The organism is Cupriavidus sp. L7L, from assembly GCF_004353535.1.
Lineage (GTDB): Bacteria > Pseudomonadota > Gammaproteobacteria > Burkholderiales > Burkholderiaceae > Cupriavidus > Cupriavidus oxalaticus_A.
The window spans coordinates 408,796-428,196 of sequence record NZ_SMNY01000009.1; the positions used below are offsets into that span (position 1 = coordinate 408,796).

15 protein-coding genes are annotated in these 19,401 nt (G+C 67.4%); 7 read left to right on the forward strand and 8 right to left on the reverse strand.

All coding sequences use genetic code 11. The annotated features are described in order from the left end of the window. Window position 1 precedes the first annotated feature (1 nt). The 4 genes from E1J61_RS09815 to E1J61_RS09830 form a co-directional block, all read right to left on the reverse strand. Window positions 2–499 (reverse strand): hypothetical protein, encoded by a 498-nt coding sequence (locus E1J61_RS09815; RefSeq protein ID WP_133093868.1) that lies wholly within the window; start codon window positions 497–499, stop codon window positions 2–4. Window positions 500–762: 263 nt separating this feature from the next. Further along, window positions 763–4,872: a CheR family methyltransferase gene (locus tag E1J61_RS09820; protein WP_133093869.1), complete on the reverse strand. Its 4,110-nt coding sequence runs from the start codon at window positions 4,870–4,872 to the stop codon at window positions 763–765. Window positions 4,873–4,912: 40 nt separating this feature from the next. Further along, window positions 4,913–5,881 carry a chemotaxis protein CheB gene (locus E1J61_RS09825; RefSeq protein ID WP_133093870.1) on the reverse strand — a complete coding sequence of 323 codons (969 nt, stop codon included), beginning with the start codon at window positions 5,879–5,881 and terminating at the stop codon, window positions 4,913–4,915. Window positions 5,882–5,951: 70 nt separating this feature from the next. Then, window positions 5,952–6,602, reverse strand: a complete 651-nt coding sequence (locus E1J61_RS09830; protein ID WP_133093871.1) for a recombinase family protein — start codon at window positions 6,600–6,602, stop codon at window positions 5,952–5,954. Window positions 6,603–7,565: 963 nt separating this feature from the next. Here E1J61_RS09830 and E1J61_RS09835 point away from each other — a divergent pair. After that, a complete protein-coding gene (locus E1J61_RS09835; RefSeq protein ID WP_133093872.1) occupies window positions 7,566–8,033 on the forward strand; it encodes a hemerythrin domain-containing protein in 468 nt (155 codons plus the stop codon). A gap of 229 nt (window positions 8,034–8,262) precedes the next feature. Then, entirely contained in the window at window positions 8,263–8,592 is a 330-nt protein-coding gene (gene fdxA, locus E1J61_RS09840; RefSeq protein WP_133093873.1) for a ferredoxin FdxA, read from the forward strand. Here the strand turns inward: fdxA and E1J61_RS09845 are convergent. Next, complete coding sequence (locus E1J61_RS09845; protein ID WP_133093874.1) at window positions 8,589–9,683, reverse strand: substrate-binding domain-containing protein; 1,095 nt, start codon at window positions 9,681–9,683, stop codon at window positions 8,589–8,591. The genes fdxA and E1J61_RS09845 overlap by 4 nt on opposite strands. 159 nt (window positions 9,684–9,842) lie before the next feature. Here E1J61_RS09845 and E1J61_RS09850 point away from each other — a divergent pair, with 159 nt between their 5' ends. The 5 genes from E1J61_RS09850 to E1J61_RS09870 are packed head-to-tail and all read left to right on the forward strand — an operon-like array spanning window position 9,843 to window position 15,999. Next, a complete protein-coding gene (locus tag E1J61_RS09850) occupies window positions 9,843–10,358 on the forward strand; it encodes a formate dehydrogenase subunit gamma (RefSeq protein ID WP_133093875.1) in 516 nt (171 codons plus the stop codon). Next, window positions 10,355–11,956, forward strand: coding sequence for an NADH-quinone oxidoreductase subunit NuoF (locus tag E1J61_RS09855; RefSeq protein WP_133093876.1), 1,602 nt, complete (start codon window positions 10,355–10,357; stop codon window positions 11,954–11,956). Before E1J61_RS09850 ends, E1J61_RS09855 begins: the two co-directional genes overlap by 4 nt. 42 nt (window positions 11,957–11,998) lie before the next feature. Further along, entirely contained in the window at window positions 11,999–14,890 is a 2,892-nt protein-coding gene (gene fdhF / locus E1J61_RS09860; RefSeq protein ID WP_133093877.1) for a formate dehydrogenase subunit alpha, read from the forward strand. A 15-nt stretch (window positions 14,891–14,905) separates the two neighbouring features. Further along, entirely contained in the window at window positions 14,906–15,778 is an 873-nt protein-coding gene (gene fdhD, locus E1J61_RS09865; RefSeq protein WP_133093878.1) for a formate dehydrogenase accessory sulfurtransferase FdhD, read from the forward strand. After that, window positions 15,775–15,999, forward strand: a complete 225-nt coding sequence (locus tag E1J61_RS09870; protein ID WP_133093879.1) for a formate dehydrogenase subunit delta — start codon at window positions 15,775–15,777, stop codon at window positions 15,997–15,999. The genes fdhD and E1J61_RS09870 overlap by 4 nt, the downstream gene beginning before the upstream one ends. A gap of 90 nt (window positions 16,000–16,089) precedes the next feature. Here E1J61_RS09870 and E1J61_RS09875 read toward each other — a convergent pair whose 3' ends face one another. The 3 genes from E1J61_RS09875 to E1J61_RS09885 all read right to left on the reverse strand — a co-directional run bounded on the left by E1J61_RS09875 (window position 16,090) and on the right by E1J61_RS09885 (window position 19,396). Beyond that, a complete protein-coding gene (locus E1J61_RS09875; protein WP_133093880.1) occupies window positions 16,090–16,785 on the reverse strand; it encodes a transglycosylase domain-containing protein in 696 nt (231 codons plus the stop codon). Between the two features lie 91 nt (window positions 16,786–16,876). Beyond that, the gene (locus tag E1J61_RS09880) at window positions 16,877–17,926 is read right to left on the reverse strand and encodes an Ldh family oxidoreductase (RefSeq protein ID WP_133093881.1); all 1,050 of its coding nucleotides are present in this window, start codon (window positions 17,924–17,926) and stop codon (window positions 16,877–16,879) included. A gap of 21 nt (window positions 17,927–17,947) precedes the next feature. Beyond that, entirely contained in the window at window positions 17,948–19,396 is a 1,449-nt protein-coding gene (locus tag E1J61_RS09885) for a DASS family sodium-coupled anion symporter (protein WP_240745979.1), read from the reverse strand. Between the last annotated feature and the right edge of the window lie 5 nt (window positions 19,397–19,401).

Consider the following 19,401-nt stretch of genomic DNA (forward strand, 5'->3'; position numbering starts at 1 on the left):
TTCAGCGCTTGTCGTGGGTACGGCCACTGCCGTTGACGCTGCCATTGCCATTGCCATTGCCATCGCCGTCCGGCGCCGCGCTTGCGCCTCCGCGCACCGATGTACTGGCCGAGACCGTGCAGCAAACCAGGTAGTACGCGCGTTTCAACGCCATCGCGGCCTGCACTTTCGAGCCCGCTTCGGCGCTGGCAAACGCCTCGTGCAAGCAATGCTCGATGCTGTCGGCGGTGCCATGCTGCTCGAAAAGGTCTTCGGGCCGTTGCGCCCAGAGCGTCAGTAGAACCCGCTCTCGTTGCGCCATGGTATGCGCGGGCCACACGCGGTCGCGGCTCAGCAGTTCCAGGCGCGTCGCCAGCAGGGCTTCGAGGAATATGGTGGGCCGCGCGGGGCGTCTGGCGTGGGGCTGTAAGCCGGGGGATTGCGCGGAAGTGACGCCAGTCGCGGGCTCGGTCTCCGCGGGGGTCTCCGCGGGCGCGTCGTGATGCAGGAAGAAGGTCATGGCGGTGGGGCGGCGCCCGCATCTGCCACTTATGCGAAGCATGAAGTCGGGCCGCGGTGCCGGAGTCTGTTGCGCTTGCGCGCTCACTGGTAGCGCTGCAAGGAGCGTTCCAACGCGCCATCGTGACGGCAGGCGGGGCGCCGGTGAGGGCGGCGCCCGGCCTGCAGGGATTATTGCAACGTTGCGCGTAAATCCGGCGCTACGTTCGTTGGCGCACCCGGCGAAACGCAAAAAAACGCACGCAAAACGTACGCCGCGCTGCTTCAGGCAACGCGCAATTCCCGGATGGCGTTGAGCAAGGCTTCCAGTGAGACCGGCTTGGTCAGGTGGGCGTCGAAGCCTGCCTGCATCGACTCGCGGATATCGTCCGGCCGGCCATAGCCGCTCAATGCAATCGCGGTCAGCTTGTGGAGGTGTGGCTGGCGGCGGATGGCGCGAATGAAATCCAGTCCCGACATGCCAGGCATGCCGATGTCGGACAGCAGCAGGTCGGGGCAATGCTCGCCGAGACGGTCCAGTGCCTCCTGCCCGCTGGTGGCGACCGACACGCTGGCGCCTTCCATTTCGAGCAGCAGCTTGAACGTCTCGACCGTGCCGGAATCGTCGTCGACCAGCAGGATCTCGGTGCCATTCAGCGGCAGCGAGGGCGCCAGCGCCGGCGCGGTGTCGGTAGCGATTTCCTCGCGCAGCGGCAGCGTTACCGTGAACACCGAGCCCTTGCCGATCCCGTCAGAATTCGCGCGCACTGTGCCGTTCTGCATGGTCACCAGTTCGCGTACCAGCGACAGGCCGATGCCTAGGCCGCCCTGCCGCGCGCTCGGCGCAGTGCCCTGGCGGAACATGTCAAAGATATGCGGCAGGTTCTGTGCGTCGATGCCAACGCCGGTGTCGCGCACCTCCAGCACGCCGTCGCCGCCCGCTATGGATAGCGAGACCGTGATCTTGCCGCCGGCGCTGGTGTATTTGAGCGCATTGCTGACCAGGTTCCAGACCACTTGCTCGACCCGGGTCAGGTCGGCGTCGATCATCAGCGGGCGGGCCGGCAAGCTGCGCTCCAGCGCGATGTCCTTGCGCCCGGCCTCTTCCTCGATGGCGCGGCAGACGCGGTCGACCACTTCGCCCCAGTCGACCGGCGCGCGCGCGATCGACAGCTTGCCGGTGCGCAGGCGCGACATGTCGAGCAGGTCGTCGATGATGTGTGCCTGGCCGATCACGGTGCGCCGGATGGTGCCGGCGGCGCGCTGGATCACCGGGTTGCCGCGTGCTTCGGGCGAACGGCTGATCAGTTCGGCGCTGGCGCTGATCAGGTTGAGCGGATGCTTGAGTTCGTGCGACACCACCGCCAGGAATTCGTCGCGCATGCGTTCGGCACGCGCGTCGGCGCGTTCGCCGGCGCGCGCCTCGGCGGATTCGTTGCCCACCTGGCGCCCCGTGCGCGTGGCCAGCCGCGTCAGCGCGACTTCGTCGAGGTTGCGCATGATCTTGGCAAAGCCGCTGAAGCCGCCCTTGTCCAGGCGCGACAGCACGCCGCTGGCGCGGAAGCGGCTGCCGTCCTTGCGCTGGTGCCAGCGGTCCTCCTCAACGCGGCCGTACAGGCGCGCCTGCGCCATTTCTTCCTGCGCGATGCGCTCGGTACGGTCTTCGGGCGTGTACAGGACTTCCGCCTCCTGTCCGAGCATTTCCGCCTCGGTGTAGCCGAAGATGCGTTCCGCGCCGGTGTTCCAGCTGGTGACGTGGCCTTCGTCGTCGAAGGTGATGATGGCGTAGTCGCGGGTGCTTTCCGCCACGATATTCATGCGCTTCTCGCCCTCGCTCAGGCGCTCTTCGGCGGCGCGGCGCGAGGTGATGTCGAGGAACGACAGCACCGCGCCCTCGATGCGGTCCTCGGTGGTGCGGTACGGCAGGAAGCGCGCCAGGTACCAGCGGCCGTCGTTGCTCTTGACCTCGCGCTCGATCAGGCGCAGCGAGTCGAAGGCTTCGCCCGCATCGTCGGCAAGCTTGTCGTAGTCGAGCCGGTGCGTGATATCGAGCAGCGAACGGCCGATGTCCGACGGGATGATGCTGAAGACATCGGTGGCACGCGGGGTATAGCGCTTGATGCACAGGTTGCGATCGACGAAGACCGTGCCGACATCGTTGGCCATGATCAGGTTCTGCAGGTCGTCGTTGATCTTGCCGGTTTCCTCGACCTTGGACTTGAGCTCGGCGTTGACGGTGGTCAGCTCCTCGTTGATCGACTGCAGTTCTTCCTTGCTGGTCTCCAGCTCTTCCGTGGTCGAGCGCAGCTCCTCGTTGATCGCCTGCAGTTCTTCGTTGGAGGCCTTCAGCTCCTCGGTCGAGGTCTCCGACTGCTCGATGGTGGCCTGCAGCTGCTCCTTGGTGCGATACAGTTCGCGCTCGAGCTGCGCGATCATCGGGTCGCGCTCGTCGCCCGCCTGGCCACGCGGCGCTGCGCTCATGCTGTCTTCAACCTCGTCGAACAGCACCAGCACGAAGTCGCCGTTGGCTTCGGTGTCGTGTACCGGGCGCGCGGTCATGTTGACGAAGAAATGCCTGCCGTCGCGTTCGAGCTGCACGCGCCTGGCCTCGACGCTGTGATTGGTCTGCAGCGCCTGGTAGATCGCGGTACGCAGTTCCAGCCGCAGTTCCTGGCGCACCGCGCCGATGATGTTGTGCGAAGGCACGCCGCCGGCGTACTGCAGGAAGCGCCCGGCGCGGTCCGAAAGGTGCACGATCTCGGAATCGCGGCTGACCAGCACGCTCGGCGGCGCGTGCTGCTCGATCAGCCGCTGGTGCAGGTCGCCGAAGGAGAACTTGCGCTTGCCGGCCGGCTGCAGCACCGCCACCGGCGAGCGCGCATTGAGCATGCCGGCCGACAGCGGCAACGGCGTTTCGGCGCGCACCGCGACGTTGGCGCGATAGATGCGGGCCTTCTTGTCGACCACCGAAAACAGGTTGCTGACGCTGTCGGCGGCTTCGGAGCTGCCCAGGAACAGGTAGCCGCCCGGGCGCAGCGCGAAATGGAAGGTGCGCAGGATCTCGGCCTGCGCGTCGCGGTCCAGGTAGATCAGCAGGTTGCGGCAGCAGATCAGGTCCAGCCGCGAGAATGGCGGGTCGCTGAGCACATTGTGCAGCGCGAACAGCACGCGTTCGCGCAGCTCCTTGCGCACACGGTAGTGCGCGCCGTCCTTGGTGAAGAACTGCCGGACCCGCGCCGGCTCGACGTCGGCGATGATCGGTTCGGGATACAGACCGTTGCGCGCGATCGCCACTGCGCGCTCGTCGATATCGGTGGCAAAGACCTGGAAGGGCAGCTGCTCGGCTGTCTGCGACGAAACTTCCTGCAGCAGCATGGCCAGCGAATACGCTTCTTCGCCGGTGGCGCAGCCAGGCGCCCACACGCGGATCGAGTCGCTCTCGGCGCGGTCCTGGAACAGGCGCGGCAGCACGTCCGCGCGCAGCAGGTCGAACGCTTCCTTGTCGCGGAAGAAATTGGTCACGCTGATCAGCATGTCCTGCAGCAGCGGTGCCGTTTCTTCCGGATGCAGGTGCAGGTAGTCGCGGTATTGCTGCAGGTCCGTCAGGCCGTTGACCTGGAGCCGGCGCTCGATGCGTCGCAGCACCGTGGCGCGCTTGTAATGGCGGAAATCATGCGAAGTGCGGGTGCGCAGGATCACCATGATCTCGCGCAGCGCGCGCTCGTTGCTTTCCGACTGCGGTGCGGGCTCGGGTGCCTCTTCGTCCTCGGGCGGCTTGGGCAGCTGGATATGGCTGGCGGTCTTCCACAGGTCGAGCAGGCGCTGCGGGATCTCGTTGGCCGGCATCACGAAGTCGACCAGGCCGGTGCTGATGGCCGCGCGCGGCATGCTCGAGTATTCGGCTTCCTCCGGCTCCTGGGCGATGGCGATGCCGCCCAGCTCCTTGACGCGGGTCAGGCCGACCGATCCGTCGGAGCCGGCGCCGGACAAAACCACGCACACGGCGCGCTGCCGATGCGCATCGGCCAGCGAGCGGAAGAACAGGTCGATGGCCGCGCTGCGGATGTCGCGGTGTTCCTGCGGGCTCACGCGCAGGTAGCCGTCGATCATGGTCAGGCTGTGGTTGGGCGCAATCACGTAGACGTGGTTGGCTTCGATGCGCGTGGTGTCGGTGACCTGCCGTACCGGCATGGTGGTGCGTGCCTGCAGCACCGGCGCCAGGTTGCTGGCGTGGTCGGGAGAGAGGTGGACGACAAGGACAAAGGCTGCGCCGGTGCTGGCGGGCAGTCCATCGAACACCTGGATCAGGGCTTCAATACCCCCGGCCGACGCGCCCACCCCGACTACGGGAAAGGAAAGCTGGCTGGGCAGGGGGCGTTCACGATTCTTGGCCATCGCTGCGTGGATAATTTAGGTGCGCCGGCCGGATGCGGCGCTATCCCTCGCGAAGCCAGCCTTCGATGCGCTTCGCGGACGCTGCAGCGCGGCCCGCTGCCTCGGTATACCGGCGTGATTCGCCGCTTTCGCCGACTTGCATATGATACGCCGCTATCTGTGTGTAGAGCTCGCTCTGTTCGTGCAGCGCGCGCAAGGCGTCGAAGAGCGTGTGTTCGAGTGCGCCATGGGCGGCGTGGCGCAGCGTCGCGATGCCGAAGGCATGGCCGGTGTGGCAGCGGAAGCGCGGGGGCAGGCTGTCGCGCAATTGCCATAGGGTGCCGCCGCATGCCGGACACGTCAGCGCCGACGGCAGCGCGATCCTTTCCACGGCTTCGATCGAGGAGGGGCCCAGCGCTACGCTGTGCTCGATGCGCAGCGATTCGGGTGGGTCTGCGGGAGGGCCTGCCACGGAGCCGGCCAGTTCCACCAGCTTGGGCGCGATTGCCGCCAGGGGCAGCACGTAGTCGGGTGGCGAGGCGCGGATGGCATTGCGCGGCATGTCGGCGGCGAAAGCGCTGTCGGGATCCTGCACGATGGTCACGCCGCCGCATTGGCTCACCGCGCGCAGGCCGGCCGCGCCGTCGTCGAGCTGGCCGGTCAACACTGCCGCCACCACGCGGCTGCCGCGCGCGACGGCCGCGCTGCGGAACAGCGGGTCGATTGCCGGCCGCGCGAAGTTCTCCTTGGGCCCACGCACGAGGTGCGCATGCTCGTCGACGATCAGCAGGTGGTGGTCTGGCGGTGCCACGTAGATCGCGCCGGGGCGCAGTGGCTCGCCATCGCGGGCGTGGCGGGCCGGCAGCGGTCCGGCGCTGGACAGCATGTCAGGCAGCATGCTCGGATTGGCGCCGATGTGCAGCACGGCCAGTACGGTCGCATCCAGGTCCGGCGGCAACCCGGCGGCGATTTCCCGCAGCGCATCGACGCCGCCGGAGGAAGTGCCCAGTACTACGGTGTCGCGCTTCATGGTATCTCGGGTTGATTTCAGGCCGCTGCCCGCAGCAAGGGGGATCGGCAGGCTGCCGGTCTATTCCGCGCTATTCCGCGGTCGATACCTCTGCCGGCACTTCGGGCACGGCAGCGGCGCCGGTGTCGGATGGCTGGACGATGGCCGGCGCCGCGGCGCGTATGCGCAGCACGGTCTGGCGCGAGGTGTTGAAGCGCCGCGCGGTTTCGCTGACCGACTGGCCGTCCGCCAGCGAGCGCAGGATGGCATCGCGCTCGTCGGGCTTGTGCTTGGGCGGGCGACCGACCGCCCGGCCCATGGCCTTGGCCGCCGCCAGGCTGTCGCGCACGCGCGCGCTGCGCGTGCTGCCCTCCAGCGCGGCCACTGCGCGCAGCACCATGACAGACTCCGGCGGTGCGGCGCTGGCCAGATTGGCGCGGCTGAGCTGCACGCAATGCAGCGCCACCCCGAGCAGGCGGAACCTGCGGATCGTGCCGAGCACTTCCTGCACGCTCCAGCCCAGGCAGCTCAGCTGCATCGTCACCAGGATATCGCCGGCCCGCACCCGTTGCAGCAGCGACAGCAGCCGCGGCCGTTCGGCCGCGGGCACCGAGGCCGGCTCGCACTCCCAGAAGGCGCGACGCAGGTCGACGGTATAGCCGGCCCGGTCGGCTATGCGCAATTCGTCTTCCATCGTTTCGAGGTCACGGGCGCGGTTCGAGTAGATGAAGGTAGACGTCATGAGGATTCCTCGTTCTGGTTTTCGTCTGCGGTCGCGCGGCGGGCGTCCCTCCCGGCATCCGGCAGGCGACCTGTTTCTTCTGATTAGCAAAACTCGTCCCAGCAGCGGGGGTCGGCAAGATAGTGATGGCTAACGTGCTCGTGTGTGCTTTTTTGGCATGTACGTAAAGCACTTTTTACGTACTCTGTTCGATCGTCGTGAGACGTGCATGTCTCGGCTAGCAAGCGTGCCATTGCCGAAGGCATAGCCTGGGGCAAGGTCTGGGTCGACATGCGAGTGCGTGGCTACACCGACCTGCGTGCCGGCGCACGCAAGCCTGCCGCGGCGAGGACGTAGCCATGGCCAGGGTGATCCACATCGTCATCACCACGGTGTGCGGGCGCTGGTACGCCACGCCGGTTCATGAGGATGAGAGTGCCGGTGGGCCAACGGGTTTCGATTCGCGCCAGGCCGCGCAACGGTTCTGCGCGCGCGCCTTCCCGGGGGCGTGCCGATCTCGCTGGGCGGTATGCGCGCCACCCGCCGCATTGCCGCCTGCCCCGTGGTTGCCGGGCTCGGCGCCAAGCCGCAAGCCTGACCCGCAAGCCAGGGCGATACCTCTGACGTCATGATCCCGGCCAGCTCGAAGGCAATGCCTCGAGCGTCGGCCGCGCCTTGGCGGCCAACGCCCGCGCCATCCGGCGTTCCAGTGTTTCCGGTCTTCCTTTCCTTGTGCGTGCGGCGCCGTCGGCACCTGCACGCGCCTGGCGCCACGCGCTCGAGTTCGGCCGCGGCGGCGCGCGCCTTGGCGGGCACGAATAACAACCCTTTCGCGCAGGAATTGCAATGTTTGCCGCGCACGCGTGCCGGGTCCGTGCCCGCCCTTGCCACGGCCCGGCGGTGCGCTGGCTGGGCACAGAACCTGCTGACGGGGGGCAAAGCCGGGTGCGACCGGCTTCCCCCTCAAGCTCCCAGGAGGTAATCGTGGACAAGTCGAAGATCCCCGCAGACCAGGCCGAGGCCCTCGGCGCCTTGATGGACGATCATCGCGCGGTCAAGAAGCTGTTCAAGGCGTTCAAGGACACCGAGGACCGCGATGAAAAGGAATCGATCGCGCTCGAAGCCTGTCACCAGCTGACCGTGCATGCCACTATCGAGGAAGAGATTTTCTACCCGGCGCTGCGCGGCGCCAGCGATGACATCGACGACATGCTGGACGAAGCCCAGGTCGAGCACCAGGTCGCCAAGGACCTGATCGCGGCGATCGAGCAAGACCCGGCCGGCGATATGCTCGTAGCCAGCTTCACGGTGCTCTCGGAGTATGTCGCCCACCATATCGAGGAGGAGGAAGGCGAACTGTTCAAGAACGTGATCAGGGAGAAAATCAACCTGCGCGACGTGGCACGGGCCCTGGCGGCGCGCAAGGAAGAACTGATGCAGGAAACCGCCTGATCGGCTTCCCGCGCCGGTCGCGAGCGGTGGCTGGTGAACTGCCACCGCTCGCGTTCGTTAAGCCCAGACGACTCCCACCGGTCCCGTCAATGCTCGCTCCGGAGCAGACCCGAAAGGGGCGGACATCAGTCGATTTGAAAGAGTCGCACAAGGCAGCGCGTCCCGTCGCGGCCGGCACGCGGCTAATATGGCGCGGTCTTCACAGCCGTACCGCCGTACTGTCCTGCCCATGACCTTTGTCGTGACGGATGCCTGCATCCAGTGCCGCCATACCGATTGCGTCGAAGTCTGCCCGATGACCTGCTTCCATGAAGGGCCCAACTTCCTCGCCATCGATCCCGACCAGTGCATCGACTGCTCGATGTGCGTGCCGATGTGCCCCGTGGGCGCAATCTATTCCGAGCATGACCTGCCCGACGACAAGCGCCATTTCATCGCACTGAACGCCGAACTGTCGCGCCGGCCCGACTGGCCGCCGCTGCTGCAGGCCAAGGGCCCGATCGCCGGCCACGAGCAATGGGCGGACCATCCTGACCGCCTGGGGCTGCTGGTGCGCTAGCGCGTGCCGGCGTAGTCGGGAAACGCTTCGTCCAGCGTCAGCACGCTGCCGGTCAGCGCGCCGTCATAGCCCGGCAGCGCATTGACGCGCTGGCGGAACGCCTCGCTGGTCAGCGCGCCGACCGCGCCCGAGAGCGCCGCGCTGCGCAGCATCGATTTCTCGATGGCGAAGAAGTAGCGCTCCTTGATCACCGGCTCGAATTCCAGCCCGAAGCGCCGCGCCGCGGTTTCCACGCCGAAGCCCACATCCGCCATGCCGCTGCCGATGTACGCCGCCACCGCGGCGTGGGTGAACTCGCCGTTGCTGTAGCCCTCGATCCGTGCCGGGTCGATGTTGCGCGCGGCCAGCATCAGGTCGAGCAGCAGCCGCGTGCCCGAGCCCACCTGCCGGTTGACGAAGCGCACCTCGCGCCGGGTCAGGTCTTCCAGCGTGCGGATCCCAAGGGGGTTGCCCGGCCGCACGAACAGTCCCTGGCTGCGCACCGCCAGGTGCACCAGGCAGTGCGTGTCGGGCTTGAGCCAGGTGGTGAAGTGGCGCCACATGCCGTGCTCGAACTCGCCCACCGGCACATGGAAACCGGCGATATCGCATGCGCCCTCGGCCAGTGCCGCCACCGCCTCGACGCTGCCGCAGTACTTCAGGTCGTGCCGCACGTGCTGCTCGTCGAGGAAGTCGCGCAGTGCCGCCACCGCGAAGCCGTGGCTGGCATGCAGCCGCACTGCCGCCTCGGACTGCTCCATCAGCTTCTTCAGTTCGATTTCCAGCTCGGAGGCCAGGCTGTCCAGCGTCGGCGACAGCCGCGCGCCGATGCGCTTGCTGGCCCACACCAGTTGCTGCGCCAGCGGGGTCAGGGCGCTGCCGCGCCCGCGGGTCTTGTCGATCAGCGGGCCGCCGAACAGGGCCTCGGCATCGCGCAGGATGCCCCAGGCGTAGCGGTAAGACAGCGACACCGCCTGCGCGGAGTGACTGATGCTGCCCGATTCCCCGACATGGCTTAGCAGGGCGACCAGCCGCGACACGTCGAGGGCCTCGGCGCCGGGGGTGCCGTCGTCGCGGATTTGCAGGTGGGGGAGGATCGAGATGCGAAGCATATGAAAAAAATAGCTTATTGATGGACCGTTGTCACTCTCATATATTGCATCCACGGGCCAAACGGCAGGGATGGAGGCCCGTAAATAGGAAAAAAATAGCATATAGAGGGATCCTGGCGGCCATGCTGCGAGCCCCCAAGCGACCCCACAGGAGACGCCATGCCAGATACTCCCAACGCCCAGGCCTGCGCGGCCACGATTGACGCCATCGTGGCCGCGCGGCAAGACATGCCGGGCGCATTGCTGCCGATCCTGCACGAGATCCAGGACACGCAGGGCCATATACCGGACGCCGCTGTCCCGGTAATCGCCCGCGCGCTGAACCTGTCGCGCGCCGAGGTGCATGGCGTGATCACCTTCTACCACCACTTTCGCCAGCAGCCGGCCGGCCGCCACGTGATCCAGGTGTGCCGCGCCGAAGCGTGCCAGGCGGTCGGCGCCGAGGCGCTGGCCGAGCATGCCAGGCGGGCGCTTGGCTGCGACTTCCATGAAACCACCACCGACGGCGCGGTCACGCTGGAGCCGGTGTACTGCCTGGGCCAGTGCGCGTGCGGCCCGGCCGTGATGGTCGGCGAGCGGCTGCACGGCTATGTCGATGCGAAGCGCTTCGATGCGCTGGTGCGGTCGCTGCGCGAAGCGCAGGCCGCCAACGAAACCGCGGAGGTCCAGGCATGAGCGCCGCTGTCAATCCCACCGTCAACACCATCTTCGTGCCGCGCGATTCCACCGCGCTGGCGCTCGGCGCCGATGAAGTCGCCCGCGCGATCGAACGCGAGGCGGCCCGCCGCGGCGAAGCGGTGCGCATCGTCCGCAACGGCTCGCGCGGCATGTTCTGGCTGGAGCCGCTGGTCGAGGTGCAGACCGAAGCGGGGCGCGTGGCCTATGGCCCGGTCAGCGCGGCAGACGTGCCGGCGCTGTTCGACGCGGGCCTGCTGCAGGGCGGCGCGCATGCGCTGGCGCACGGCCTGACCGAAGAGATCCCCTTCCTGACGAAGCAGGAGCGCCTGACCTTTGCACGCATCGGCATCACCGACCCGCTGTCGCTGGACGACTACCGCGCGCACGAAGGCTTTGCCGGCCTGGAGCGCGCGTTGTCGATGGCGCCCGCCGAGATCGTGCAGGAGGTCACCGATTCCGGCCTGCGCGGCCGCGGCGGCGCCGCCTTCCCGACCGGCATCAAGTGGAAGACGGTGCTGGGCGCGCAGTCGGCCATCAAGTACATCGTCTGCAATGCCGACGAAGGCGACTCGGGCACGTTCTCCGACCGCATGGTGATGGAAGACGACCCCTTCATGCTGATCGAAGGCATGACCATCGCCGGCCTCGCGGTGGGCGCCGAGCAGGGCTACATCTACTGCCGTTCCGAATACCCCCACGCCATCGCCGTGCTGGAAAGCGCGATTGCCATCGCCAACGCGGCCGGCTGGCTGGGCGACGATCTGCGCGGCAGCGGCAAGCGCTTCCACCTCGAAGTGCGCAAGGGCGCCGGCGCCTACGTCTGCGGCGAAGAAACCGCGCTGCTGGAAAGCCTGGAAGGCAAGCGCGGCGTGGTGCGCGCCAAGCCGCCGCTGCCGGCGCTGGAGGGCTTGTTCGGCAAGCCCACCGTGATCAACAACGTAATCTCGCTCGCCACCGTGCCGGTGATCCTGGCGCGCGGCGCGCAGTACTACCGCGACTACGGCATGGGCCGTTCGCGCGGCACGCTGCCGTTCCAGCTGGCCGGCAATATCAAGCAAGGCGGGCTGGTGGAAAAGGCGTTCGGCGTCACGCTGCGCGAACTGCTGGTTGACTACGGCGGCGGCACCCGCAGCGGCCGCGCCATCCGCGCGGTGCAGGTGGGCGGGCCGCTGGGCGCCTACCTGCCGGAGACGCGCTTCGACGTGCCGCTGGACTACGAGGCCTATGCCGCGTTCGGCGGCGTGGTCGGCCACGGCGGCATCGTGGTGTTCGACGAAACCGTCGACATGGCAAAGCAGGCGCGCTACGCGATGGAGTTCTGCGCGATCGAATCCTGCGGCAAGTGCACGCCGTGCCGGATCGGCTCGACCCGCGGCGTCGAGGTGATGGACCGCATCATCGCCGGCGAGCAACCGCAGGAAAGCGTCATCCGGCACGTGCAACTGGTGCGCGACCTGTGCGACACCATGCTTTACGGCTCGCTCTGCGCCATGGGCGGCATGACGCCGTACCCGGTGCTGTCCGCACTGAATGAATTCCCCGAGGACTTCGGCCTCGCCCCCAATCGGACCACGACGGCGGCCAAGGCGGCATAAGCCGACACAGTCTGACGCCAGAACAGAACACGGGAGACAAAGATGGACTGCCGCGATGTAATCGACTTCGGTACCCCCGCCAGCGAATCGACCGAGATGGTCACCCTTGAAGTCGACGGCGTCAGCGTCACCGTGCCCGCCGGCACGTCGGTGATGCGCGCCGCGATGGAAGCCGAGATCGCCGTGCCCAAGCTGTGTGCGACCGACAGCCTCAAGGCCTTCGGCTCGTGCCGCCTGTGCCTGGTCGAGATCGAGGGGCGCCGCGGCTACCCGGCCTCGTGCACCACGCCGGTGGAAGCCGGCATGAAGGTGAAGACGCAGAGCGACAAGCTCGCCGACCTGCGCCGCGGCGTGATGGAGCTGTATATCTCGGACCACCCGCTCGACTGCCTGACCTGCCCGACCAACGGCAACTGCGAGCTGCAGGACATGGCCGGCGTGGTGGGCCTGCGCGAGGTGCGCTACAACGACGGCGGCCCCGAGGCGAAGCCGATTGCCACGCACATGGCTTTGAAGAAGGACGAGTCCAACCCGTACTTCACCTACGACGCGTCCAAGTGCATCGTCTGCAACCGCTGCGTGCGCGCTTGCGAGGAAACGCAAGGCACCTTCGCGCTGACCATCAGCGGCCGCGGCTTTGACTCGCGCGTGTCGCCCGGCACCAGCCAGTCGTTCATGGACTCGGACTGCGTTTCGTGCGGCGCCTGCGTGCAGGCGTGCCCGACCGCGACGCTGACCGAGACCTCGGTCATCAAGCTGGGCCAGGCCTCGCACAGCACCGTCACCACCTGCGCATACTGCGGCGTGGGCTGCTCGTTCAAGGCCGAGATGAAGGGCAACGAGGTCGTGCGCATGGTCCCGTACAAGGACGGCAAGGCCAACGAGGGCCACGCCTGCGTCAAGGGCCGCTTTGCCTGGGGCTACGCCACGCACAAGGACCGCATCCTCAAGCCGATGATCCGCGCGAAGATCACCGACCCGTGGCGCGAAGTGTCGTGGGAGGAGGCGATCGGCTACGCGGCTTCCGAGTTCAAGCGCATCCAGGGCAAGCACGGCAAGGATTCGATCGGCGGCATCGTATCGTCGCGCTGCACCAACGAAGAGGGCTACCTGGTGCAGAAGCTGGTGCGCGCCGCCTTCGGCAACAACAATGTCGACACCTGCGCGCGCGTTTGCCATTCGCCCACCGGCTATGGCCTGAAGCAGACGCTGGGCGAATCGGCGGGCACGCAGACCTTCAAGTCGGTGGAGAAGGCCGACGTGATCATGGTGATCGGCGCCAACCCGACCGACGGCCACCCGGTGTTTGCGTCGCGCATGAAGAAGCGCCTGCGTGCCGGCGCCAAGCTGATCGTGGTCGATCCGCGCCGGATCGACCTGGTCGACTCGCCGCATATCCGCGCTGATTTCCACCTGCAGCTGCGTCCGGGCACCAACGTCGCGCTGGTGACGTCGCTGGCCCACGTGATCGTCACCGAAGGCCTGCTCAACGAAGCCTTTATCGCCGAACGCTGCGAGGATCGTGCCTTCGGGCAATGGCGCGACTTTGTCGCGCTGCCGGAGAACTCGCCCGAGGCGATGGAATCCGTCACCGGCATTCCAGCCGGCCAGCTGCGCGCTGCCGCGCGCCTGTATGCCACCGGCGGCAACGCCGCGATCTATTACGGCCTGGGCGTCACCGAGCATGCGCAGGGTTCCACCACCGTGATGGGCATCGCCAACCTGGCCATGGCCACCGGCAATATCGGCCGCGAGGGCGTGGGTGTGAATCCGCTGCGCGGGCAGAACAACGTGCAGGGCTCGTGCGATATCGGCTCGTTCCCGCATGAGCTGCCTGGCTATCGCCACGTGTCGGACTCGACCGTGCGCGGCATGTTCGAGGCCGCGTGGAATGTCGAGATCAGCCCCGAGCCGGGCCTGCGCATTCCCAACATGTTCGAGGCCGCGCTTGGTGGCAGCTTCAAGGGCCTTTACTGCCAGGGCGAGGACATCGTCCAGTCGGATCCGAACACGCAGCACGTGTCCGCGGCGCTCTCGTCGATGGAATGCATCGTGGTGCAGGACATCTTCCTGAACGAGACCGCCAAGTACGCGCACGTGTTCCTGCCGGGTTCGTCGTTCCTGGAGAAGGACGGCACCTTCACCAATGCCGAACGCCGCATCTCGCGCGTGCGCAAGGTGATGCCGCCCAAGGCCGGCTACGCCGACTGGGAAGCCACCATCCTGCTGGCCAACGCGCTCGGCTACCCGATGGACTACACCCACCCGTCGCAGATCATGGACGAGATCGCGCGCCTGACGCCGACGTTCTCCGGCGTCAGCTACAAGCGGCTCGACGAGCTGGGCAGCATCCAGTGGCCGTGCAACGCCGACGCGCCGGAAGGCACGCCGACCATGCACATCGACGCCTTCGTGCGCGGCAAGGGCAAGTTCATCATCACCAAGTACGTGCCGACCACCGAGAAGATCACGCGCGCCTTCCCGCTGATCCTGACCACCGGGCGCATCCTGTCGCAGTACAACGTGGGCGCGCAGACGCGGCGCACCGACAACGTCTACTGGCACGCCGAGGACCGGCTGGAAATCCATCCGCACGACGCGGAAGAGCGCGGCATCAAGGACGGCGACTGGGTCGGCGTGCAGAGCCGCGCGGGCGATACGGTGCTGCGGGCCATCGTCAGCGAGCGCATGCAGCCGGGCGTGGTCTACACCACCTTCCACTTCCCGGAATCCGGTGCCAACGTGATCACCACCGACAACTCGGACTGGGCCACCAACTGCCCGGAATACAAGGTCACCGCGGTGCAGGTGATGCCGGTGGCGCAACCGTCGGCGTGGCAGCAGCAGTACCAGGACTTCAACACGCAGCAGCTGCAGTTGCTGGAAGCCGCCAGCGCGGATCCGGCACAAACCGCGGCGCAGGCGGCAAACTGAGGGGAGGGCGACATCATGATGCGCTGCATGCAGTCACCGCAGGCAGATCCGGTGACGCTGGACGAGATGCCGACCCACAGCACCTTTGCCGTCAGCCGCTGGCGGCAGGGCGAAATCTCGCTCAGCCCCGACGAGGTGGCCGAGGAGGTACCGGTCGCGCTGGAATACAACGGCATCTCGCATGCGGTGATGCTGGCCACGCCGGCCGACCTGGAAGACTTCGCGCTCGGTTTCAGCCTGAGCGAAGGCATCGTGCCGACGGCGCGCGATGTCTATGACATCGAAGTCGACATGCGCGAGCACGGCATCGCGGTGCGTCTGGAAATTGCCTCGGAAGCGTTCATGCAGCTGAAGGAGCGCCGCCGCTCGCTGGCGGGGCGCACCGGCTGCGGACTGTGCGGGACGGAATCGCTGGAGCAGGTGATGCGCACCCCGGCACCGGTGCGCAGCGACGGCAGCTTCCATACCGACGTGATCCAGGCCGCGTTCGTGCAGCTCCAGCTGCGCCAGGCACTGCAGCGCCACACCGGCGCGACGCATGCCGCCGCGTGGCTGCGCGCCGATGGCCACGTATCGCTGGTGCGCGAAGACGTGGGCCGCCACAACGCCCTCGACAAGCTGGCCGGCGCGCTGGCGCGCAGCGGCGAGGACATCTCCACGGGCGCCGTGCTGGTCACCAGCCGCGCCAGCTATGAAATGGTGCTCAAGACCGCCGCCATCGGCGCCGGCGTACTGGCGGCAGTGTCGGCGCCGACGGCGCTGGCGGTGCGGCTGGCGGAGCAGACCAATATCACGCTGGCCGGGTTCGTGCGCGCCGGCGCGCACGTCGTCTATGCCCATCCACAACGCCTGCAACACGGCCTGCAACACGAAGCGAGCCTCGTATGAACGTCGACAACCTGATCACCATGGCCAACCAGATCGGCAGCTTCTTCGAGGCGATGCCTGATCGCGAGGAGGCGGTTTCCGATATCGCCGGGCATATCAAGCGCTTCTGGGAGCCACGCATGCGCCGCGCGCTGCTGGGGCACGTCGACGGCGAATCCGGCGTGGGGCTGGATGCGATCGTGCAGGAGGCGCTGGCGCGGCACCGGAGCGTGCTGGAATAGGGTTGCTTGCCGCAGACGGGCCGCAAAGTTCTGCGTGAATGCGCTGTCGACGTCTGCATAGACCTTGAGCTTCTTCCCGCCCGTCAGGCATCACTTCAGGCGCAAGGGCTCCAGCAAGGCACCGTCATATTCGGGATGCGAAATCCTGCCCAGCTCCAGCATGCGCCGCAGGATATAGACCTGCCGCTGCCGCGCCCGGCGAGGGTTGGCGACCGGGTTGTTCGCCGAGGGAGCCTTGGGCAGGCCGGCCAGCATCGCGGATTCGGCCAGCGACAGTTGCGCCAGCGGCTTGCCGAAATAGGTCTGCGCCGCATCGGCGAAGCCATACGCGCCCTGGCCGAGATAGATCTTGTTCAGGTACAGCTCGAGGATTTCGTCCTTGCTCAGCGCGTCCTCGATCCGGTACGACAGCAGCACCTCGTACAGCTTGCGCGTATAGGTCTTGTCGCGCGACAGGTAGAAGTTGCGCGCCACCTGCATGGTGATGGTCGACGCGCCCTGCGACAGGTCGTCGGACAGGTTGGCGACGCCCGCGCGGATCACGCCGACGTAGTCGATGCCGTCATGCACGTAGAAGCGCTCGTCCTCGATCGCCACCACGGCGTCGATCAGCCCGCGCGGATAGCGCGACAGCGGGACATAGTCAGCGCTGCGGCGAAAATCCGCCAGCGCGTCGAGCGACGGCAATTGCCGCTGGAGAGCGAGGATGGCAACGGTGGCAAGCAGCGCGCCGCCGACCACGGCGAGCACCAGCAGCCTGACGAAGGCGGACCAGAGGCTTTTCATGCCGCGTATTGTGCCAGCCGCGGGCGGCGGGGGGCGAGTTCCTGCTGTCCCTTGCCGTACCTCTGGCCGGCGGCTGGCAGCACCGCGGCGGTCAGCCCTTCGGCACCGGCACGCCTACCGCCTGCGCCAGCTGTTCCAGGTTGCGCCAGATCGCGGGATTGATGTCGAGGGCATCGGCCGCACGCTCGCGGTTGGCCGCCTCGAACTCGCCGGGATACTGCACCCGGTCGAAGCCCGGGGCCGTCGGCGTGTCGTGCAGGTATTTGACGAAGGCCTCCACCTCGGCGCTTTCCCAGCTCAGGCCGAGGTCCAGTTCGGGATTGACCAGCACCGCGAACATATTGTTGGTGGCCACGCCGCCGCGCGGGTTTTCCGGCTGGATGGTGCCGCCGCCCGACAGCACGCCCGCCAGCAGTTCCGCCACCACGCCGAGCGCATAGCCCTTGTGCAGGCCGAACGGCAGCAGCGCGCCGGGATCCTCGCCGAACATGGTCGAGGCGTCGGTGGTGGGATTGCCTTCGGCATCGATGATGCTGTTCTCCGGCGCGGCTTCGCCTTTCTCCGCCAGCACGCGCGCCTTGTTGATGGCGATCGCGCTGGTGGCCATGTCGACCACGATCGGCGGGCGGCCGTTCGGCATGGGGCCGGCGAAACACAGCGGGTTGGTGGTCAGGCGCGCGACGCGGCCGCCGTACGGTGCCACCACCGGCGGGCGGTTGGTCACGTTGGTGAAGCTCAGCAGCACGAAGCCGGCCGCCGCCACCAGCTCGCCGTAGTGCCCCATGCGGCCGAGGTGGTGCGAATGGCGCAGCGTGACGATGCAATGGCCATGCTCGCGCACGCGCCCGATGGCCGCCTGCATCACGGTCTTGCCCACGTGCTGGCCGAAGCCGCGGTGGCCGTCGAACACCATCAGCGAGCCCCGGTCCAGCGCGCAGGTGGCGCGGCCTTCGCGGTTGACGTTGTCGGTCTCGATGGCCTTGCGGTAGTTGGGCAGGATCGAGATGCCGTGGCTGGCGTAGCCGCAGCGGTCGGCTTCCACCAGGTGCTCGGCGACGTCGTCGGCGATGTCTTCGGGTACCGACTGCGCCACCAGCAGGTCGCGCGCGAAACTGCGGGCGGAATCCAGGGAAAGTCTCATCGTGGCCTCCTTCATGGCCTCTTACACCCAGCCCAGCCAGCGCCAGTAGGTGGCCGCAAACAGCAGCATCAGGCCATAACCGACGATGGTGACCGGGATGCCGATGCGCGCGAACTGGCGGCCGTTGAAGGTCTCGGTGCCCAGGCACACCATGTTCTGCGGGGCGTTGATCGGCAGGATAAAGCCGAAGCTCACGGTAAAGCCCAGCAGCATGGTCAGGCCGACGCGGTTGATGTCGCCGGGCAGGGTCTGCAGCACCGAGATCAGGATCGGCAGCAGCGCCGCGGTCAGCGCGGTGGCGCTGGCAAAGCCCAGGTGGATCAGGATCAGGAACGCCGCCAGGATCGCGAACACCATCACCGCGCCCTGCGTGGCCAGGCCCGAATGCGTCACCACGAACTCGCCCAGCCACTGGCCGGCCTTGGTGGACAGCAGCGCGGTGCCAAGGCTGATGCCGACGCCGAACACGATCAGCGTGCCCCACGGCGTGCGCTGCTGCATGGTCTTCCAGTCCATCACGCCGATGCGCGGCAGCATCAGGATCACCAGCCCGACAAAGGTCACCGTGGCGGTGTCGAAGCTGTGCAGCTTGCCTTCGGTGGCCCAGAACAGCAGCAGGCCGATCGACACCGCGGCCAGGCGCTTCTGCGGGCCGGTCATCGGGCCCAGTCCGGACAGCTCGCGCTGCACCGCTTCCTTGCCGCCGGGAATGGCGTCGGTCTCGGGCGGCAGCAGCCAGCGCACCAGGAAGTACAGCACCACCGACATGACGATCGCCCACGGCGCGCCGGCGATCAGCCATTGCAGCCAGGTGATGCGCTCGCCCAGCAGCTTGTCCATGAAGCCCACCGTCAGCAGGTTCTGCGCGGCGGCGGTCTGGATGCCGACGTTCCAGATGCTGGTCGCCTGCGCCACCGTGATCATGATGCCGGCGGCGATATTGGATTTCTTGTCGACGCCGAACGCGGCGATCACGCCCATCATGATCGGCACCACGCAGGCGCTGCGCGCGGTGGCGCTGGGCACCACCAGGCTCAGCGCGATGGTGACGGCGATCGTGCCGACCAGGATGCGGCGCGTGCTGGTGCCGATCGCCGACAGCGTCACCAGCGCGATGCGCCGGTCCAGCCCGGTCACGGTCATGGCCGCGGAGATGAACAGCGCGGCGGCCACCAGCGCCAGCGCGGTGTTGGAGAAGCCGGCCAGCGCCATGCCCAGCGCGCGGGAGGTGCCGTATTGCACGCTGGGGTCGTTGACCGTTGGCGCGAAGCCGATCAGGCCCGCCATCAGCGAGGTGATCATGATCGCGCTGGCCTCGTACGAGACCGCCTCGGTGATCCACACCACGATGGCGAAGGCAAGGATGGCCAGCATGCGCTGGCCGGCAATGGTCAGGCCTTCGGGCTGCGGGATCGCGAGTACGCCGAGCAGCACCGCGACGGCGACGAACAGGCCCCAGTGCAGCGTCATCCTGG